This window comes from Massilia phyllosphaerae (genome assembly GCF_034659755.1).
GTDB lineage: Bacteria > Pseudomonadota > Gammaproteobacteria > Burkholderiales > Burkholderiaceae_D > Telluria > Telluria phyllosphaerae.
This window is the reverse complement of the sequence record NZ_JAXSQX010000001.1, coordinates 286751-305366: the sequence shown is the minus strand read 5'-3', so window position 1 is coordinate 305366 and position 18616 is coordinate 286751. Positions and strand designations below refer to the sequence as shown.

General features: G+C 60.0%; 15 protein-coding genes. 6 read left to right on the top strand and 9 right to left on the bottom strand.

Annotation, left to right across the window (positions count from 1 at the left end; translation table 11 throughout):
- Window positions 1–304: 304 nt before the first annotated feature.
- Window positions 305–826, bottom strand: a complete 522-nt coding sequence (locus tag U1H99_RS01310; RefSeq protein ID WP_323139978.1) for a hypothetical protein — start codon at window positions 824–826, stop codon at window positions 305–307.
- Between the two features lie 490 nt (window positions 827–1316).
- Between U1H99_RS01310 and U1H99_RS01305 the strand changes: the two genes are divergently transcribed.
- On the top strand, window positions 1317–1940 hold the full coding sequence (locus U1H99_RS01305) for a recombinase family protein (RefSeq protein ID WP_323139977.1): 624 nt from the start codon (window positions 1317–1319) through the stop codon (window positions 1938–1940).
- 296 nt (window positions 1941–2236) lie between these two features.
- Here U1H99_RS01305 and U1H99_RS01300 read toward each other — a convergent pair whose 3' ends face one another.
- Complete coding sequence (locus U1H99_RS01300) at window positions 2237–3190, bottom strand: DNA cytosine methyltransferase (protein ID WP_323139976.1); 954 nt, start codon at window positions 3188–3190, stop codon at window positions 2237–2239.
- A 156-nt stretch (window positions 3191–3346) separates the two neighbouring features.
- On the opposite strand from U1H99_RS01300, the gene U1H99_RS01295 reads away from it, so the two are divergent.
- A complete protein-coding gene (locus U1H99_RS01295) occupies window positions 3347–4501 on the top strand; it encodes a hypothetical protein (RefSeq protein ID WP_323139975.1) in 1155 nt (384 codons plus the stop codon).
- The gene (locus tag U1H99_RS01290; protein ID WP_323139974.1) at window positions 4491–5495 is read left to right on the top strand and encodes a hypothetical protein; all 1005 of its coding nucleotides are present in this window, start codon (window positions 4491–4493) and stop codon (window positions 5493–5495) included. Before U1H99_RS01295 ends, U1H99_RS01290 begins: the two co-directional genes overlap by 11 nt.
- 109 nt (window positions 5496–5604) lie before the next feature.
- Here the strand turns inward: U1H99_RS01290 and U1H99_RS01285 are convergent, their stop codons facing one another.
- From U1H99_RS01285 to U1H99_RS01275, 3 genes are all read right to left on the bottom strand, one after another.
- Window positions 5605–6912, bottom strand: a complete 1308-nt coding sequence (locus U1H99_RS01285; RefSeq protein WP_323139973.1) for a hypothetical protein — start codon at window positions 6910–6912, stop codon at window positions 5605–5607.
- A gap of 454 nt (window positions 6913–7366) precedes the next feature.
- Complete coding sequence (locus tag U1H99_RS01280; protein ID WP_323139972.1) at window positions 7367–8500, bottom strand: ATP-binding protein; 1134 nt, start codon at window positions 8498–8500, stop codon at window positions 7367–7369.
- Window positions 8501–8578: 78 nt separating this feature from the next.
- Window positions 8579–9340, bottom strand: a complete 762-nt coding sequence (locus U1H99_RS01275; RefSeq protein WP_323139971.1) for a substrate-binding periplasmic protein — start codon at window positions 9338–9340, stop codon at window positions 8579–8581.
- A 248-nt stretch (window positions 9341–9588) separates the two neighbouring features.
- Between U1H99_RS01275 and U1H99_RS01270 the strand changes: the two genes are divergently transcribed.
- From U1H99_RS01270 to U1H99_RS01260, 3 genes are read left to right on the top strand one after another with little or no spacing between them, the layout of a single operon-like run.
- On the top strand, window positions 9589–10167 hold the full coding sequence (locus U1H99_RS01270; RefSeq protein ID WP_323139970.1) for an MHYT domain-containing protein: 579 nt from the start codon (window positions 9589–9591) through the stop codon (window positions 10165–10167).
- The gene (locus tag U1H99_RS01265) at window positions 10167–12956 is read left to right on the top strand and encodes a PAS domain S-box protein (protein WP_323141193.1); all 2790 of its coding nucleotides are present in this window, start codon (window positions 10167–10169) and stop codon (window positions 12954–12956) included. The genes U1H99_RS01270 and U1H99_RS01265 overlap by 1 nt, the downstream gene beginning before the upstream one ends.
- Window positions 12953–13975, top strand: coding sequence for a response regulator (locus U1H99_RS01260; protein WP_323139969.1), 1023 nt, complete (start codon window positions 12953–12955; stop codon window positions 13973–13975). The genes U1H99_RS01265 and U1H99_RS01260 overlap by 4 nt, the downstream gene beginning before the upstream one ends.
- Window positions 13976–14086: 111 nt before the next feature.
- Here U1H99_RS01260 and U1H99_RS01255 read toward each other — a convergent pair whose 3' ends face one another.
- From U1H99_RS01255 to gmd, 4 genes are read right to left on the bottom strand one after another with little or no spacing between them, the layout of a single operon-like run.
- Window positions 14087–15232, bottom strand: coding sequence for a glycosyltransferase family 4 protein (locus U1H99_RS01255; protein ID WP_323139968.1), 1146 nt, complete (start codon window positions 15230–15232; stop codon window positions 14087–14089).
- Between the two features lie 9 nt (window positions 15233–15241).
- A complete protein-coding gene (locus tag U1H99_RS01250; RefSeq protein ID WP_323139967.1) occupies window positions 15242–16363 on the bottom strand; it encodes a glycosyltransferase family 4 protein in 1122 nt (373 codons plus the stop codon).
- Between the two features lie 2 nt (window positions 16364–16365).
- Entirely contained in the window at window positions 16366–17343 is a 978-nt protein-coding gene (locus U1H99_RS01245; protein ID WP_323141192.1) for an NAD-dependent epimerase/dehydratase family protein, read from the bottom strand.
- Between the two features lie 10 nt (window positions 17344–17353).
- Window positions 17354–18397 carry a GDP-mannose 4,6-dehydratase gene (gmd, locus tag U1H99_RS01240; protein ID WP_323139966.1) on the bottom strand — a complete coding sequence of 348 codons (1044 nt, stop codon included), beginning with the start codon at window positions 18395–18397 and terminating at the stop codon, window positions 17354–17356.
- Window positions 18398–18616 lie beyond the last annotated feature (219 nt).

Below are 18616 nucleotides of genomic sequence, written 5' to 3'. Positions count from 1 at the left end.
AACCGACTCTTACCTCTCTACGAGAGGTGTCGGCCCACTATCGTGGGATAGGTATTTCCATGACGACAGAAAAGCTTCTCGGCACACGCTGCCATATCGTGTGCTGCATGGCGAGTTTCCGAAGTATTGCGAACCCTCAATATCAAAGGGGTGTTGTGCGGGAACGAGATTTAACTGCCTACGGCTTATAAGGCTTCTTCGCTGTCAGCTTCAGAAACTGCGCCATATAGCACAGCGCTCAGCCGCAAACAACCGGTAGGCTGAGCTTGATACGAGTGTATGAAAATCAATCTTGGTTACAGCGCTAATTCAAGTAAATTCCTAGTGTCTTAAGAAAATCTTTCGCCTGTTTTTTTTCTAAACCTATGCCTCGATACCAAGTCTGTTCAAGTGCATCAGCTAACGTCATTCGCTGCAACGCGTTGAGACTACGAAGCTTTTCGATCAGCTGCCCGAGTGTCGGTTCGTAAGCATCATCCAGTGCAACGCCAAACTCATCACAAAGATCCGACTCGATCTTGTCCATTCTCTCTGGATAGAACATGTTTCCTTGATGACAGTTAAGCAGGGTAAGTATGTCCCCCTCGCTGAACAATCCACTAAGCGTAGGCCTTGTTTCACGAAGTAGCCAATACAGCCGACCTGCTGCCATTAACGCGGATTTTTTAATATTCAAACCTGCGCCGTTGTCAGCATGCTCATCCATATATAATGCCATGTAGTAACAAGTGCACTCCCAAGCACCTTCAACTTCGAATGGTAAGCCGCGTGATTCCTTGTGCATCTGTTTCACAGTAAGTTCAAGGCTACTTTCGCTACGCTTCATACGATCTCCTGGGCCAGTTAAATAATCAACTTTACATCGCAATGCTAAGTGCACTGCGATATACGCACTGTCACATCTTTTTTGCGAATTAGGGCCGAATTCGTATTTAAAAAGACGAATTCAGCTTTTCGCCGACTTGGCAGTTTGTAAGAAGTCGATGACTATGTTTAGTCAGTATAGCTATAGCGTGAGTGCTGTAAGGAGAGGCACCTATTCCACTCCCTTTGAAACGCAGATTAATATGCTTTGGAGATTGGGTCTATTCATACTTATTCCAAAGGGTTTTTCCGGCGATGGACCGTTAACATGCGCATACAATAAGTTATTAAGCGGTTGACTAGGATGGTCTAAATTGGGCCTGCCTCAACTAGACCGGTGGCACGATATTAGCCAACCTAACAAAAAGAAATAATAGACCACTTATATCGGACCACGTTTATTACACCAGATATAATAGACTATCTAACTCAGAGTTTGAAAGGAGCTTATTATGTTCGTCCGAGCCTACCTCCGAGCATCTACAAGCCAACAAAACGCCACTCGCGCCAGACAACAGCTCGAAGGCTTCGCCACCGAACACAGTTTGGCTATCGCCAAGTTTTATACTGAGAATGAATCAGGCGCATCACTAAAGCGCCCTAAATTGTTTGAGCTGATTGACGACGCCCAGGAAAACGACATCCTGCTTATCGAGCAGGTAGATCGCCTGTCTAGACTGGACGAGGCAGACTGGGGAGCGCTAAAAGCTACGCTCAAGAAGAAGCAAATCAAGGTGGTAGCGCTCGACCTGCCTACATCGTGGATGATGACTACCACTGACCAGACTACGGCACGCATGTTCGCCGCCGTCAACGACATGATGCTCGATATGCTGGCAGCTATCGCTCGTAAGGACTACGAAGACCGCCGCCGTCGTGCTGCACAAGGGATCGAGAAAGCGAAGGGAAAAGGGGTGTATAAGGGACGCAAGGAAGACACCGTACGTAACGCCTTAATCCAGCGGCATCTGAAAGCGGGCCAATCGAGCTGGAAGGAAATCATGGGGCTGGTAGGCTGCAGCCGTGGGACGGTAGCGAAACAAGCCGAGTTGCTAAAAGCCGCGCAAGCTGACTGAAAGGCTCAGCAAACATCGGTCAGGCGGAGCGGTAGTCAACAGCACCCCCACTGCCGCCTTTCTTAAGGCCCTGATTCCTCGTCGTCACCCTCGAAGCTAACAAAGCCCTTGATGTAGTTCTTTAGCGTGATTTGATGATCCTTCGATTTCTTGACAATCAACGAAGGTTGAACCAAAAATCACTTCTCGCTTGTGAACTTGTCTCTCGCCTCTATTACTTCATGTACAAATGCCTCTGCTATCTAGCCGCCCTGCAGAGAGATTTTTCGTTTGTGGCGCCGCGTTTAAAATTAGTCTCAATCCCAGATGTTTGGCAGATTTCCTGCGACAGCCTGAAATAGTGGCGGAGGTACAGCGTTACCTACCACTCGATACCTCATGGCCAGCGAGCTATTAGGGGTATCTGGAAAAACGAAGTTATCCGAGAAACCTTGAAGCCGCGCAGCTTCCCTATAAGAAAACCGCCGCGCACGTTCTGCAGTTTCAAAAACCCAACTATCCGTGTGTATTCGTCTTAAGGACGGACTAATTGGATGCAAAGGCATGTGCCGCATGTGACTTACGATCGTCTTAGATGTTTCATGCCAATCCCGACGTCGATTTCGTGATAGGTAATACCAATGGAAGGGATCCTCGCAGAATTCGCCTAGTGGCCACTCTGGCAAGCCCGCTAGGGCATTTTCGATAGTTCGAAAGGGCTGAGTCCCACGTGGACCATGGGTTGGACTAGGAAATTCATATTCAAGGCCAATATCAGAACGGATCCCAACAATAAGTATCCTTTTCCGCTCCTGAGGAACACCGTACTCATCAGCGCTTAATAAACTCCACTTGACGTTATACCCATGTTCGCCGGAAGCGCGAAATTGTTCGATTTGGTCATTTAACAAATGCTTATATGTGGAACTCCGCATTCCTGACACATTCTCAACGATAAAAGCACGTGGTTGAATTTGTCTTAGAGCGCGTACAAAATCGAGATACAAATAATTAATGCGTCTATCAGCCTGCCGAGCGCCACCTTGGGAGAAGCCTTGACAAGGATAGCAACCTACCAATAAATCCGCCTGCGGAAAAGTTTCAATCTTTTGTACATCACCTAGCCTGTAGTCAGTCTCAGGGTGATTGGCCAAATAAGTATCGCGAGCGTAAGGGATGACGTCATTTGCCATCAGAACATCGAACCCGGCAGCGATGAGTCCAGCGTCTGAACCTCCACATCCAGTGAACAGCGAGACAGCGGTAGGCATACAGTTTCCCAAATAACAACAATAAAACATAGTCTTAAGACCCGTAGGCCCCACTACGACCTACTATTGTACAATGCCTAGTCAAGAAAAAAAACCGTAAAGAAACTTGCTAAAAATCAATAAGTTATATTTTTAGCAAGATTATCAGGAGAAAAAATGCCACCTTCGCCAACCGTTGCGATTAGTCAAAAGCCGGTAGATCGCATTGCCATCGAACGGCTGCGGCTGGACGTACGCAACCCTAGATTTGGGGAAACTGCTGCTGGGTTCGCTACTCAAAATGAAGTCGTAGACTGGATAGTCGAGCAATTTGGGGTTGACGATGTGATAAGTTCTCTAGCCATAAATGGCTATTTTGACGCTGAACCGCTCATTGTCGAACAAATTCCAAATACACAAGACTATGTAGTCAAAGAGGGTAATCGTAGACTTGCTGCATGTCTAATTTTAGCTAAAGATCCGAGAGCCAAAAATCACTGGCGTAAAGCTGAAAATTTTCATCGGAGAAATCAAGCGACTGACTGGTCCCCTAAAAAGAAATTACCGGCTATTAAGTTTGGTGATGGAGAGTCTCAAGCCCTACTTTCTTATTTGGGGGTCCGTCACATTGTATCTTCGCAGCCGTGGGACTCGTATGCCAAAGCCACATGGATATCAGAGGTCATTTCTTCAGGGACGTTAACTCTTGAGCAAATTGCGGAGGTTACGGGAGATAAAAACAGGACAATTGCCCGTCTGCTTGAAGGCTATAATTTTGTTAAACAGTTGCAAGCTGGCGGACAATTTGACCCTAAGTCTAGTACAAGAAAAGGCAGAGGCAGCAACGTTGACTACCCATTCTCTTGGGTTTACACGCTCTTAGGGTATGGGCCAGTTAGAGAGTGGCTCTCTTTGGGTGCCGTTGGAGATCCAGTTGCTCCGATCCCAGCAGATAAGGTTGACGAAGCTTCGTTAGCACTAAAAGCTATGTTCGGAGATAAAGCTCGGAGCATTGAGTCAGCAATCTCCGACTCTAGGCAAATCGGCCAACTAGCAGTGGCATTAGGAAATTCTACCAAACGTAGTTTACTTCGCGCTGGTTACTCAGTAGATAGGATCGAACAAGAGTCAAAGCCCGCTTCGGACAGGATATCCGAGCAGTTAATTATCGCACGAGATAGTTTACGTTCTGCTAATGCACTCCTTAGTGAATATGAGCCTGGCTCAAAAGAAGCATCTGAGTTAATTGAGGTTGCACGATCGGTGCGAAAACAAGCGACGGATATCTTCCGTAGTTTGGAAGCGATCCTAAGTGAGGACGATGATGAGTGATGTCGTCGATATGTATGGTTGGTCTCGACGCGTGTCCTTAGCCGATGATGCACTGAACGCAGACCAAGCAGAAGTTGAAGCTATTCGTCAAAATGTGGCGCCTACCGCAGTCTCACTCTATGATGAGCGTCTTGCGGAAGAGTTAGAGTTATCAATAGACGATCCTACCGAAGGGCAAACCCGTCTCGACGCTCAAGTGCAAGCCGACGTGGAGTTGGACTCGCTCTCAGGTCGTGTAATAGAAGAACTTGGAAGAAGAGCAGATTTACTCGGGAACGACTATCCATTTAAGCTTACTGATGGCGCTCTTAGCTATACTCCAAGCGTAACCGGCGTTTATGAGTATTGCTTAGCGGTTAGCACGTCTCCTAACATTACCACGGGCGCATATGTTGAGTTGGCACGCTACTTTGAAATTCTTTCTGGAGACGCCGTCTGCCATTACTTGGGTGAAGGAAGCAAGTTTATTCGTTCTGGGGCACCTGCCTATCCGATCGATGCTGGAATAACTACTTTTAAGCAGGCGATCGAATATCTCCATAGCCAGACAGGGGAATGGCTATGGGATCCGATTGCGGAAGCTGAGCCTGATCTTTCGAGCATTAAAGACGAAGGAATGGATTTTGTCGTTTGGAAAAATCTTGACCGACGCAAAGGACAAATTTTTGTCTTAGGACAATGTGCATGTGGAAGAACTGATTGGTTCGACAAACTTCATGATCTTGACTTTGCCAAGTTAACCCGATGGGTTAGGGAGCTTCCCCCGGTAAAGCCAATTCGTGCCTTTGCTACCCCGCATAATGTCACAGCGCACAAAGTTTTCGGTTACTTATCTCGTACTGCCGGGCTTTCGTTTGACAGAGTACGTTTAACTAAAATCGCAAACTCTGCAGGCGCAAGAGGTCATTTTATAGATAATCATTCACAGACTCTCCTGCGCCTTACTCGACTTGTAATTAATGAAGCTAGGCTATCAATAGTTGATATTAGTTAACGGCGGTCAGGGCCCCAATACAAAAATGGTAAGTATTGACTGGCTGCATAAGACTTGTCACTTTCGCACGCGAAAGTGACAGCCTAAACCTGTGCGTCATTTCATGGTGTTAGGGTTCTGCGGACGACTGTATGCGCTGGCTTTGCTGGCGTCTCAGCATTTCCAGCCAATCGTCCATGCGGTTTTCTGGTAACAGGTGCCATTGCCGAACCTCATCCATTTGAGCTTCGATGTAAGGCATAAGTGTGTCCTGATAGCTCAGCATGCCTGGACGATGTTCCTCTGTTAACAAACGCATATAAGAGGGTAGCCCATCTCCATCGTCGCGTTGTTCAATCCTATGGGCTCGGAAAAGCCCAGTAAGCAGGTTTGCGCGGATACTGGCATACAACACCGTCATAACACTAGCCTCATCATTAGGAACTTTCTTCGTTGCAACCAAGTGGTCGCGTATCGTGTCAGAAAGAAAGGCTTCAGATACTTCCTCCCGAAGGGCTGGGTGGGGGTGCCAGCGACCGACAATATTCAAATTTTCAGTGTAGTTTTGATAAAACCGCTGGAACATACAGCCCACGGAACAGTACAGTAAATACAGCAGAGGAAAACAAAGCCGCCCCGTCACATGGATATATTTCAACGTGAGATCTATGGATTCTCCATCAGCCATCAGCTCACGGGCTTGCGCAGGAAGATCCGGTGGAGCATCACCTATTGAGCCGGCATTTGCTTGATCTGTGCTGGGCGTCTCCTCCGGGAATTCCAAGAACGTCTCAGCGGCGTCGAGATAATCTGTTTTGTTTCTCAAACGGTAGTGCTGTTGCACAACATGGCCAAGCTCGTGAAAGAACGTCCATACCAACATGAGTTCAAACATGACAAACCGGCATCTCACGTCGTTCGTGTCCAATATGCTCTCGGTCTGTCGCTCATGTTGTTCAGCCATCACTTCGCAGAAGGCTGAAAGATCGCCATGTACATGGCCAGCCTGCAAGGTGGGCATCGCAGTCTTGAAGGCAAACGGGAATCCTTGCCATGCCGGAATCTGGTGGAAAGCCTCTAAGGTCTCGGTCTCATCTACAAGACGTCTGCATACTACCGGGAACGCGAGCGCGTCACGATAGATGTCCGTGATCATTGCCAGGTAAATCACCATGTGCGGACGTAGCGGTTCAAGTGACTTGTATCCAACGCCTGCATTCGGTGGCCCCAGCGGGATTTCGATCGTCAACTCGCCGCCAAGCTTGGAAAAAATATGCGTGTTGCTCCACTTCACCAAACCGTCAAGTACGACACGAGCCAATTGCTCAACGAGTTCGGCATTGACGTACTTCAGTTCTTCTTGCAGGCGTAGAAGTTTCAAATCATCAAGTTTGTTCATTTCTAGAGATGTAGATAGAGGTACGGAATTATCCGACATGCCGGGCTGGTATGCCTAGTTTGCGCAAGACTCGTTGACTCCACATCAAGTGACAACGCAGCCACATCCGTAATTGCTACTTGTGACGTTGCTTTCACATCCGCAGACCAACGAGACCTGACCACCAGACTGCAGACGTTTGGCCAGGTTCAGCGTACGCAGCTGTTGTTTTCTGAGCAACTAAAGGGCTTCGTTAGGCGTTCTAAGTCGTAGCTTGATTGGCACGCGAAGAAGCTCGCATTTGAGGCCCAGTTGTGGATAGCAATGCATTTTGTTGGTATTTTTGTTGGTACCTGAATGGCGAAAAAGGTTAGGATCCGCCCCCAGACTAGCTCTTCAGGCTCTTTTCGGTTTTGGCCGGAGCACCACCAGCAAGTTTCAAGCATGTCAGAGAAGTTCATCGAACCCGCGCCGCTCACGTGAGACCGCGGTTTTTTTGTTGCCCCGCGCCGGGCTACCCCTGCTGGAACGGCCGCGCATCCACCGGAATGTCGATCACGAAGGTCGTGCCTGCATTAGCATCGCTGTACACGACCGCGCTGCCGCCATGGCTCTGCGCCACGCTGCGCACGTAAGGCAGGCCCAGGCCCCAGCTGGAGGTGGTGGGGGTGGTGGGGGCGCCGGCATCGCTGGAGCGCACGAATTGCTGGAAGATCGCATCCAGCTCGCCCGCCGGGATCGGCTTGCCCTGGTTGCGCACCGACAGGATGGCGCGGCCGTTGCTCTGCCCGACGCTGACGTCGATCGGGGTGCCGGCATCGCCGTATTTCTGGGCATTGTTCAACAGGTTTTCCAGTGCGCGCTCGAGCGCCGCGTCGTTCCACCAGCCCTTGAGGCTGTCGCCGGTCAGGCGCACGTCGGCGCCCTGGAATTCGCGTGCGCGGTCGGTCACGCTGCGCACCAGCGCCATCAGGTCGAATTCGGCCAGGTCCAGCGCCAGGCGGTCGCCGGACTGGATCGACAGCGCGTCCAGTAGTTCGTTCAGCATCGTGCTCATGCGCTCGCCGTTCTTGACGATGCGCTGGGCCCATTGCGCGATCTCGGGCGACGGGTTCAGGCGCAGGATCAGGCTGGCGCCCAGCACCATGTTCGAGGCCGGCTGGCGCAGGTCGTGCGCCAGCGCGCCGGCGAAGCGCTCGCGCAGCGTATCGGTCGCCGCGACGAAGGAACGCACGCTTTCGCGCACTGCGCCGTCGATGGTCAGGTGCAGCGTGCGCCGTTCCGGCACGGTCAGGATCACGTCGTGGGCGTCGAGCACGTCGAACAGCACGCTGCGGAACATCTGGAACTCGGCCAGGATGCCTTCGGCATCGAAATCGGACAGGTTGGCGCGCTCGATCCCGTGCTCCTCGCCGATCGAGCGCACGTCGATGCCGTCGCGTTCGAAATACGCCGGCGACAGCACCGAGCACAGGCGCTCGTACAGCACCGGCATGGTGTCGATCAGGACCGGATGGCTCAGCTTGCGGGCGCTGGCCAGGCTGGCGCGCACGTGCTTTTCCCATGAGTGCAGCACGGTCTCGCGTAGCGCCAGCATGCGATACGAACTGAGGGACAAATTGTCGGTGGGGATCAAGTGCGAATTCACGGCCGTCTCGATAAGGGGAGCAAGTTGACGATGGTACAGAAGCCGCGCACCCCGGGTCGCACGCCGTGTTTCTGCAACTCAGCGCCTGGCCGTCTGCGCGGGCTGGACGTCGTACTTGCGGCGGATGCGCCCTGCCGTACCGTCACGCTCCATCGCGTCCAGCGCCGCATTCATCCGGGCCACCAGCCGGTCCGGCACGGCGCAATTGCAGGCCAGGTAGGCGTGGATGCGATTGAACACCAGCACCGGCACCAGCTTGTCGGTGTAGCCCAGGCGCGCCAGCGTCTGGCGGCTGTTCGGGCCCAGGCTGGCGGCCCACAGGTCGATGCGGCCCATCAACAGCTTGCGCGGGTTGGTCTGGTCGTTCGACGCCGGGTCGACGTCGAAACCGCGCGCCCGCAGGAACTGGTCGCGCGCATCGCCATGGTAGGTGCCGATGCGGTAAGGACGCGCGTCTTCCAAGCTGCGCAGTGCGAACTTGCGGTCGGCGCGCGCCATCAGTACCCAGTCGGCAGTTGCGATCGGGCCAGCCCACTTGAACTGGCGTTCGCGTTCGGGGGTGCGGGTGGTCGCGTAGACACAGGCTTCGGGACGTTCGAGCGCGGCCGTGTAGGCGCGCTTCCAGGGCAGCGGGTGAATCGTGTAGTCGATGCCGGCACGGCGCATGATGTCGCGCACCATGTCGGTGGCGATACCGGCGGCCTGCTCGCCTTCACTCGGCGCATAGGGCAGCGGTTCGGTAGCGAGGTAAAGGCGCGGTAGGGTCTGCGCCCAGGCCGGCGCCGCCGTCAAATTCCCTAATACAACCGTCAACAAGGCCGCAAGAATCTTCGTTTTCATCGCATCGCGTGCTGGAGCAGGCACCGGCGGTTGCCTGTTCAACCAGCATAACAGCAAGACGGAGCCAACCACAATGCGTGCTATAAGTACAACTTTGTGGCGTATCGGTGGCACGCATGCCACATCTTGGCTTGCGAGTTATCGTTTTTACCGGATTTTTTTATTTGGAACAACTTTCCACACGGAAAAAGTGACATACTGGCGTCTGTACGATAGTTTCCATGAATCAATTCGGATACCTACAATCCATGCTGTCCATCTTCACGCTGCCTGACGATCCATCCCTGCTCAGCTACGGTTTCTACACGCCGAAATTGGTGCTCCTGTCGGTACTGGTCGCGATCTTCGCTTCCTGGATGGGGCTGCTGATCGCCGGCCAGGCCGTGGCCAATCGCGCCCAGCGCTGGATCGTGCTCGGCACCGGCAGCCTGGCGCTGGGCACCGGTGTGTGGGCCATGCACTTCATCGGCATGCTCGCCTTCGACCTGTGCACCGACGTCGACTACGCACCGATACCGACCATCATCTCGGGCCTGCCCAGCATCGGCGCCTCGTTCGTTGCGCTGTGGCTGATCGCGCGCGAGCGCCTGGGCGGCTGGAACCTGCTGGCGGGCGGCGTGGCGGTCGGTGCCGGCATCGGCGCCATGCACTACGCCGGCATGGCCGGTATGCAGATGGGCCTTGAGCTGCGCTACGACCCGCTGATGTTCGGGCTGTCGATCGTGGTGGCGGTGGTGCTGGCGACGCTGGCGCTGTGGGTGCGCTTCGGCCTGTCGCACGTGACGCGCCTGAAGGAAGCGCATCGGCTGCTGCTGGGGGGATCGTGATGGGCTTCGCCATCGCCGGCATGCACTATACCGGCATGGAAGCCGCCCGCTTCGTCGGCCGTGCGACGCTCACCGCGCAGAAAGCCGCCGGCAGCACCTCCCTGGCGCTGTGGATCAGCATCATCACGGTGGCCTTCACCTTCGTCGTACTGGGCTTGAACGGCCTGCTGCGCTACCGCCAGCTGTTCCGCGAACTGTCGCGCAGCGAAGCCTGGATGCGCGCCCTGCTCACCACCACCGTGGACGGCGTGGTCACGGTCGACCGCGCCGGCACGATCCAGGAATTCAACGCTTCGGCCGAGCGCATCTACGGCTGGAAGCGTGAGGAGATCGTCGGCAAGAATATCCGCCTCCTGATCGGCAACGAAGAAGCGTCGGAACGGGGCGGCCTGCTGCGCACCCTGGCCAGCGGCGAGATCAGCGACAGCGCCCGCAGCGCCGATGTCACCGGCCGCCGCAAGGACGGCAGCATCGTGCCGATCCGGCGCGCGGTCGGCCATGCGCGTCTCGGCGAGCAGGAACTGTTCGTCTGCTTCATCACCGACATCACTGAACGGCGCGAGATGGAACAGGCGCTGCGTGCCAGCGAGCAGCAGTTCCGTTCGCTGATCGGCAACATCCCCGGCATTTCCTACCGCAGCCTGCTGCAGGGCGAGCATCCGATGCTGTTCATCAGCGACGCCGTCGAACGTGTGACGGGCTACCCGGCCAACGATTTCATCGGCGCCCCGGCGCGCCGCAGCTTCGGCAACCTGATCCACGCCGCCGACCGCGTGCGCGTGTCCGAGACCATCGCCGGCGCGTTGCGCGACAACCGGCCCTACCTGGTGGAGTACCGCCTGCTGCACGCCGACGGCAGCACCCGCTGGCTGTGGGAAAACGGCACCAGCGTGCGCAACGACGCCGGCGAACCGTACTGGCTGGACGGCGTCATCCTCGACATCACAGAGCGCCGCCAGATGGAAGAAGCGCTGCGCGACGCCAAGGAGAACGCCGAGCAGGCTGCCGCCGCGCGCGCCAGCTTCGTGGCCAACATGAGCCACGAGATCCGCACCCCGATGAATTCGATCCTCGGCTTCACCGACGTGCTGCTCGACGGCGAACTGGCGGCCGACCAGCGGCGCCACCTGGACACCATCCGCAGCGCCGGCCGCGCCCTGCTGCGCCTGCTGAACGAGATCCTCGACACCGCCAAGCTGGAAAAAGGCGCGGTCGAACTCGAGCAGAACGACTACAACCTGCTGTCGCTGATCGACGAACTGTCCTCGACCCTGGCCGCGAACGCGCGCGCCAAGGGCCTGCACGTCGATATCCACTACGATCCGGCGCTGCCGACCTGCCTGCGCGGCGACGAGCTGCGCGTGCGCCAGGTGCTGACCAACCTGCTCGACAACGCCATCAAGTTCACCCAGCAGGGCAGCGTGACCCTGCATGTCGAACTGGACGACGGCCAGCTGCATTTCTCGGTGAAGGACACCGGCATCGGCATCGCGCCCGAGCGCCTGGCCGCGATCTTCGAACCGTTCACCCAGGCCGACGCCTCTATGACGCGCCGCTTCGGCGGCACCGGCCTCGGCACCACCATCAGCAAGCAGCTGGTGGAGTTGATGGGCGGCCGCATCTGGGCCGAAAGCCAGCCGGGCCAGGGCACTACCTTCCACGTGATGCTGCCGCTGGTGCTGGCACGCTTCGCGCCGCAGCAGCCGCGCGTGCGCACCGCCGCCGCCCTGCCGCCGCTGCGCGTGCTGGTGGCCGACGACGTGCCGCAGAACCTGGAACTGCTGCAGCTCCTGATGGCGCGCCGCGGCCACACCATGACCGCCGCCAGCGACGGCGCGGAAGTGGTTGACCTGGCCGCGCGCGAATCCTTCGACCTGATCCTGATGGACTTCCAGATGCCGACCATCGACGGACTCGCGGCGACCCGCCTGATCCGCGCCCAGGCCGAAGCGGCAGGCCGCGAGCGCGTGCCGATCATCGCCATGACCGCCAGCGTGCTGCCTGCCCACCGCAGCGCCAGCGTCGAGGCCGGGATGGATGGCTTCGCATCGAAGCCGGTCGACTGGTTCGCGCTGTCGCACGAGATCGCGCGCGTGCTCGGCCTGGCATCCACCCTGCCGGCCGACGACCTGCCCGCGCGCGAGCGCGAGGTGCTGAACCGCCACGCCGGCCTGCGCCGCTGGAGCGGCAAGCAGGCCGCCTACGACGAAGCGCTGGCCCATTTCGACAGCCAGCACGCCGGCCTGGCGCAGGTGCTGTCGGCACAGGCCGCGGCCGCCGACTACTGCGCGCTGCGCATGCTGGCCCACAAGGTGCGCGGCGTGGCCGCGAATCTCGGCCTGGAACTGCTGGCCGACACCCTGGGCAACCTCGAAGGCATGGTGGACGGCGACAGCGGCAAGGTGTTCCCGGGCGCCGAAGCCAAGCTGCAGGACACCCTGCGCGAGCTGTGCGCCCAGCTGGACCTTGCCCTGGAAGCGATCCGCGCCGTCCTGCCCGCGCCGGCACAGGCGCAGGCGCCGGCCAAGCCGGCCCAGGGCGTACGCCCGACGGTCGACCTGGAACGCGCCCGCCGCGCCGGCACCTCGCTGCGCGAGGCATTGCGCCGCGGCGGTCTGGAAGACACCTCGCTGGCCGGCCTGGCGGCGGCCCTCACCGGCCATCCGCTGGCCGCCCGCGTGGCGCAAGTGCACGCGGCGCTGTCCGACTTCGACTTTGAACTGGCCCTGCAGCAGCTCGACGCCGTGCTGGAGGTCCTCGACGAATCCGTACCGGAGATCCACCCATGACCAACCGCCATTTGCCGCTGATCCTGGCGGTCGACGACGAAGCCAGCAACCTGCAGTTGCTGCGCCAGATTTTGCAGGACCATTACCGCCTGCGTTTCGCCAAGGACGGCACCCGCGCGCTCGAACTGGCACGTGAAGAATGTCCCAACCTGATCCTGCTCGACGTCATGATGCCGGGCATGAGCGGCTACGAAGTGTGCGCCGCGCTCAAGGCGGACCCGGCGCTGGCATCGGTCCCGGTGATCTTCGTGACCGCCCTGAACGACACCGACGACGAGCTGGAAGGCTTCGAAGCCGGCGCGGTCGACTACATCACCAAGCCGATCAGCCCGCCGATCGTGCGTGCGCGCGTGCGCAACCACCTGTCGCTGGTGCGCATGGAAGCGCTGCGCGCGTCGCGCCTGGAAATCGTCCAGCGCCTCGGCCTGGCCGCCGAATACAAGGACAACGAGACCGGCCTGCACGTGATCCGCATGAGCCATTTCGCGCGCCTGCTGGGCCTGGCTGCCGGCATGACCGAAACCGAAGCCGACGACCTGCTGCACGCGGCGCCGATGCACGACGTCGGCAAGATCGGCATCCCCGACCGCATCCTGCAGAAACCGGGTCCGCTCGACCCGGAAGAATGGAAGATCATGCAGAGCCACGTCCTGATCGGCGCCGAGATCATCGGCGAACACGACGGCGGCATGCTGGCGCTGGCACGCAACATCGCGCTTTCGCACCACGAAAAGTGGGACGGCAGCGGCTACCCGTACGGCCTGGCCGGCGAATCCATCCCGCTCGAGGGCCGCATCTGCGCGGTGGCCGACGTGTTCGACGCGCTGACCTCGGTGCGTCCGTACAAGAAGGCCTGGACCGAGGAGGAAGCGATCAAGCTGCTGGTCGACCAGAAGGGCAAGCATTTCGATCCGACGCTGGTCGATCTGTTCATCGCACAGATGCCGGCGATCCGGGCGATCCGCCAGCGCTGGGCCGAGCAGGAGCCCGAGCCGGTGCCGCACAAAGCCGCCGCGTAGGGTGGACGCGGACGGCTAGTCGGCTTTGCCGTCCACGCATCCAGTCAGAGCATGCGTCGCCTGAACGCGTGGACGGGAGACCCGTCCACCCTACCCGAAACGCAAGCATCATCACGCTCCGGCGGGCGCCAGCACCACCGGCGCCTCGCGTGCGGCGACCTCGCGGTACAGCACCGCGTATCCCTCCGCCATCTGCGCCGACGTGAACAGCCGCCAATAACGTTCCTCGGCGCGCCGTCCCATCGCGCGCGCCATCTGCGGGTCGTCCCACAAGGCCTGTAGCGCCGCCCGCAGCGCCGCCGGATCCGACGGCGGCACCACCAGCCCGCTTTCGCCGTGCACATTGATATAGCTGGTGCCGGTGCCGATCTCGCTCGAAATCATCGGCTTGCCGAACATCGCCCCTTCCAGCAGCGAGATGCCGAAGGCTTCCGAACGCAGGTGGGAAGGAAACGCCACCGCATAGCACAGCTGTAGCAGCGCCACCTTGTCGGCCTCGTCCAGCGCGCCGACGAAGGTCACGCTGTCCAGGCCGAGGCGGGCGGCATGCGCCTTGAGTTCGCGCTCGATCGGGCCGGCGCCGGCGATCACCACCGGATAGGAGGTGCCGGCGACCGCATCGAGCAGGATGTGCAGCCCCTTGTAATAGCGCAGCACGCCGACGAACAGGAAGAACTTCGGCCCGACCCGGGCACGCCACTGCGCCAGGCGCGCCGCGTCCGGCTCGGGATAGGTGACGCGGTCCAGGCCGAAGGCAATCACGCGGGTCTTGTCGCGGTAGCGGCCCAGCACGCTTGAGGTGGCCAGGTAGTTGGGCGAGGTGGCGACGATCGCGTCGACGCTGCCGAGGAAACGGTGCATCAGCGGCCGGTACAGGCGCAGCAGGGCTCGCTGGCGCACGATGTCGGAATGGTAGGTCACCACGGCCGGCTTGCCGGTGCGCGCCGCGAAATGCGCGACGTCCATGAAGGGCCACGGAAAATGGTAATGCACCACGTCGGCATCCTGCGCCAGGCGCGCCAGGCGGCCGATGGCGCGCAGCGAGACCGCATTCGAGGCCAGCTCGAAGTCGAGCGGCACCCGCTGCACGGTGTGCCCCTCCACCGCCAGCGGCGCGCTGCGGCCGTCGCGCGACAGCGACAGCACCTCGCTGGCGATGCCGAGGCGCGCGGTGCCGACGCACATCTGGCGGATGGCCTGCTCGATCCCGCCGACCGAATCCGGAAAGTAGGTCTTGTAGAAGTGCAGGACACGCATGGCGGGCCATCACAGGAGGCCGTGGTACACGGCGGCGGTCTGGCGCGCCGTCGCGTGCCAGGTCAGTTGGGCGGCGCGCGCACGGCCGGCCGCGATGCAGCGCGCCCGCAGCCGCGGCTGGCGCACCAGGGCCAGCAGGGCATCGGCGATGGCGCCGGTATCGAGCGGATCGACCTCGACGGCGGCGCCGGCCGTCACTTCCGGCAGCGAGGTCGTATTGGCCGCGACCACCGGCACGCCCGCGGCAAAGGCTTCCACCACCGGGATGCCGAACCCTTCGTACAGCGAGGGGAAGGCGAACACGGCGGCGCCGGCATACACGTGGCGCAGCCGCACCGGATCGTCGAGCCGGTTCAGCCACACCACGGCGGCGCCGTTGCGCCCGGCCGCCGCCAGGCGCCGCAGCAGCCCATCGGCGCGGGCGCCGGCACGGCCGACGATGACCAGCTGGCGTTCGGCGCGCAGCGCCGCCGGCAGCGCCAGGTAGGCATCCAGCAGGCGCTCGAGATTCTTGCGCGGCTGCAGCGTGCCGACGAACAGGAAATAGCCTGGGCGCAAGCCGTTGGCGGCCAGCGTCGCCGCCACCGCCGCGGCCGGCGGCGCCTGCAGCCAGGCCTCGTCGACGCCGCACGGCACCACCGTGATGCGGCGCGTATCGACGCCGAAGCTCGCGACCAGTTCGTCCACGGCAAAGTGCGACAGCGCGATCACGTGGTCGGCCTTTTGCGCCGCCTTGCGCTGCAGCCAGTTTTTCAGGCTGCGCAGGCGCGGGTTGCACCATTCCGGATGCGTGAGCGGCAGCGCATCGTGCAGGCTGGCGACCACCGGACAATCCATGCGCACCACGCGGTAGTCGGTCACGTGGAAGACGTCGGCCGGCACATGCACGCGGTGGCGCTCGGGCATCAGCAGGTCGGACAGCGAGGCGCGCTCGAAGGACCGGGCCAGCGGCTGCCCGGCGCTGAGCACGGCGCGCCCGCGCGCCCGCGGCCAGGAAAACGGCAGCACGTCGCAGCCGGCGCGCGGCAGGTGGCGCAGCAGGGCGCGCGTGTAGACGCCGATGCCGTCCATGTGGCCGCCGTGAAGCGCCGGCTCGATCATGGTGGTACCGAGGCCGATGCGGGGCAGCATGGTCAGCTCCCGTACATCCAGCGCAGCGTGTCGGCCAGCGGGATCGGCGCCAGCGCGCCGATGGCGGCGGCCAGCCTGGTGTTGTCGCCTGCCAGCGTCAGCACCTCGTTGGCACGCACCAGGGCCGGCTTCACCCGCACCTCGATGCGGTAGCCGGCAATCTCTTCCATCATGCGCAGCACGCTCGCCAGCGAATGCGAGCGTCCCGAACACACATTGAAGGCCTGGCCGGCGGGCGCCGCAGCCAGCAGCCGGCGATAACTGCCGGCCACCATGCGCACGTCGGAAAAATCGCGCGCGATCGCCAGGTTGCCGAGTTCGATGCAGGACGCGCCGCGGCGGAAATGCGCCACGATCTTGGGCAGCAGGAAGCTGTCGCTCTGGCCGACGCCGGTGTAGTTGAACGGCCGCGCGATCACGATCGGCAGCTTGTCCATCCACAGGCTGGCCATGTATTCCATCGCCAGCTTGCTGACCGCATAGTCGTTGGCCGGCCGCGGCGCCACGCTTTCGTCGATCAGCCCGGCCTGGGCATTGCCGTAGATGTTGGCGGACGAGGCCAGCAGCACGCTGGACGGCGCATGCGGGCTGGCCGCCAGGGCTTCCAGCAGGTTGCGGGTGGCGGCCACGTTGACGCGGTAGATCTGTTCGGCGTCCCCGTGCGCCACGCAGGCGATGCCGGCCAGGTGCACGGCCACGTCCGGACGGACCTGCTCGACCACGCCGTCCACCGCCGCGCGGTCGAGCAGGTCGGCCGCAAAGATATCGGTGGCAAAGACATCGGCGCTGAAGACCTCATTCGCACCGTCCGGCAGCACGGTGCCGAATACACGGTAGCCGGCCGCAGCCAGCTCGCGTGCCAGGTAGCTGCCGGTAAAGCCGCGCAGCCCGGTGATCAGGGCGCGCCGGCCCTCCCCTTCGCGCGGACCGATGGCGCGTGCCGCCTCGACGGTGGCGCCGGCCGCTTCGGCGCTGGCCATGCGTTTCATGTCAGAACCCGTAGCCGCGTTCGTTGCGGCGCAGGTCGGCCTCGACCATCATCCGGCACAGCGCCTCGAGCGTGGTGCCGGCCTTCCAGCCGAGCTCGCGCTGGGCCTTGGACGGGTCGCCGACCAGCAGGTCGACCTCGGCCGGACGGTAGAACTTCGGCGATACCCGCACCAGCAGCTTGCCGGTCTCGGCGCAATGGCCGGTCTCGGCATCGCCCTGCCCACGCCATTCGAGATGGATGCCGGCGGCGCGGAAGGCCATCGCCACGAAGTCGCGCACGGTCTCGGTGCGGCGGGTGGCCAGCACGAAGGTATCCGGCGCCGGAGCCTGCAGGATGCGCCACATGCCGTCGACGTAGTCGCGCGCATAGCCCCAGTCGCGCCGGGCGTCCAGGTTGCCCAGCTCGAGCACGTCGAGCCGGTTGAGCACGATGCGGGCCACCGCATCGGTGATCTTGCGGGTGACGAATTCGCGCCCGCGCAGCGGCGACTCGTGGTTGAACAGGATGCCGGAGCTGGCGAAGATGCCGTAGGCCTCGCGGTAATTCACCGTCATCCAGTGCGCATACAGCTTGGCGGCACCGTAGGGGCTGCGCGGATAGAACGGCGTGTTCTCGGCCTGCGGCACGGCCTGCACCTTGCCGAACATTTCGGAGGTGGAGGCCTGATAGAAGCGCGCTTCCGGGTGCACGATGCGGATCGCTTCCAGCAGGTTGACCGCGCCGATGCCGGTGATGGCCGCGGTGGCGACCGGCTGGTCGAAGGACACGCCGACGAAACTCTGCGCCGCCAGGTTGTAGACTTCGTCGGGCCGGGTCGATTCGAGCAGGCGGATACTCGATGCCGGGTCGGTAAGGTCATACTCGGTTAGTTGCAGATTCGGGTGGCCGGCGATACCGAGTTCCTCGATGCGCCAGAAATTGACCGAACTCGAACGGCGGAAGGTGCCGGTCACGGCATACCCTTTTGCCAGCAGCAGTTCGGCCAGGTAGGCCCCGTCCTGACCGGTGATGCCGGTGACCAGCGCTTTTTTTGAGGTATGCATGTCGAGCCGATTCCAGGTGAGAAATCATGCAATACTTGCAATATTCGATATGCGTATTATCGGGGAAAAGCAGAGCTGACGGCCTGCGATCGGCTCATCCTTAGGAGTAGCTCAAGCTTTAGTCCGGTTGCATTAACTGCCGGGAACTTAATCGCCGTGAGCTGATCCATAAGGCGAAAAAAAACCGCGGGCCCGAAGACCCGCGGTTCCTTGTACGAC

Excerpts from the sequence above, each read along its gene's own strand:
- U1H99_RS01310 (WP_323139978.1), bottom strand. The coding sequence starts at position 826 with ATGAAGCGTAGCGAAAGTAGCCTTGAACTTACTGTGAAACAGATGCAC.
- U1H99_RS01305 (WP_323139977.1), top strand. The coding sequence starts at position 1,317 with ATGTTCGTCCGAGCCTACCTCCGAGCATCTACAAGCCAACAAAACGCC.
- U1H99_RS01300 (WP_323139976.1), bottom strand. The coding sequence starts at position 3,190 with ATGCCTACCGCTGTCTCGCTGTTCACTGGATGTGGAGGTTCAGACGCT.
- U1H99_RS01295 (WP_323139975.1), top strand. The coding sequence starts at position 3,347 with ATGCCACCTTCGCCAACCGTTGCGATTAGTCAAAAGCCGGTAGATCGC.
- U1H99_RS01290 (WP_323139974.1), top strand. The coding sequence starts at position 4,491 with ATGATGAGTGATGTCGTCGATATGTATGGTTGGTCTCGACGCGTGTCC.
- U1H99_RS01285 (WP_323139973.1), bottom strand. The coding sequence starts at position 6,912 with ATGTCGGATAATTCCGTACCTCTATCTACATCTCTAGAAATGAACAAA.
- U1H99_RS01275 (WP_323139971.1), bottom strand. The coding sequence starts at position 9,340 with ATGAAAACGAAGATTCTTGCGGCCTTGTTGACGGTTGTATTAGGGAAT.
- U1H99_RS01270 (WP_323139970.1), top strand. The coding sequence starts at position 9,589 with ATGCTGTCCATCTTCACGCTGCCTGACGATCCATCCCTGCTCAGCTAC.
- U1H99_RS01265 (WP_323141193.1), top strand. The coding sequence starts at position 10,167 with ATGGGCTTCGCCATCGCCGGCATGCACTATACCGGCATGGAAGCCGCC.
- U1H99_RS01260 (WP_323139969.1), top strand. The coding sequence starts at position 12,953 with ATGACCAACCGCCATTTGCCGCTGATCCTGGCGGTCGACGACGAAGCC.
- U1H99_RS01255 (WP_323139968.1), bottom strand. The coding sequence starts at position 15,232 with ATGCGTGTCCTGCACTTCTACAAGACCTACTTTCCGGATTCGGTCGGC.
- U1H99_RS01250 (WP_323139967.1), bottom strand. The coding sequence starts at position 16,363 with ATGCTGCCCCGCATCGGCCTCGGTACCACCATGATCGAGCCGGCGCTT.
- U1H99_RS01245 (WP_323141192.1), bottom strand. The coding sequence starts at position 17,343 with ATGGCCAGCGCCGAAGCGGCCGGCGCCACCGTCGAGGCGGCACGCGCC.
- gmd (WP_323139966.1), bottom strand. The coding sequence starts at position 18,397 with ATGCATACCTCAAAAAAAGCGCTGGTCACCGGCATCACCGGTCAGGAC.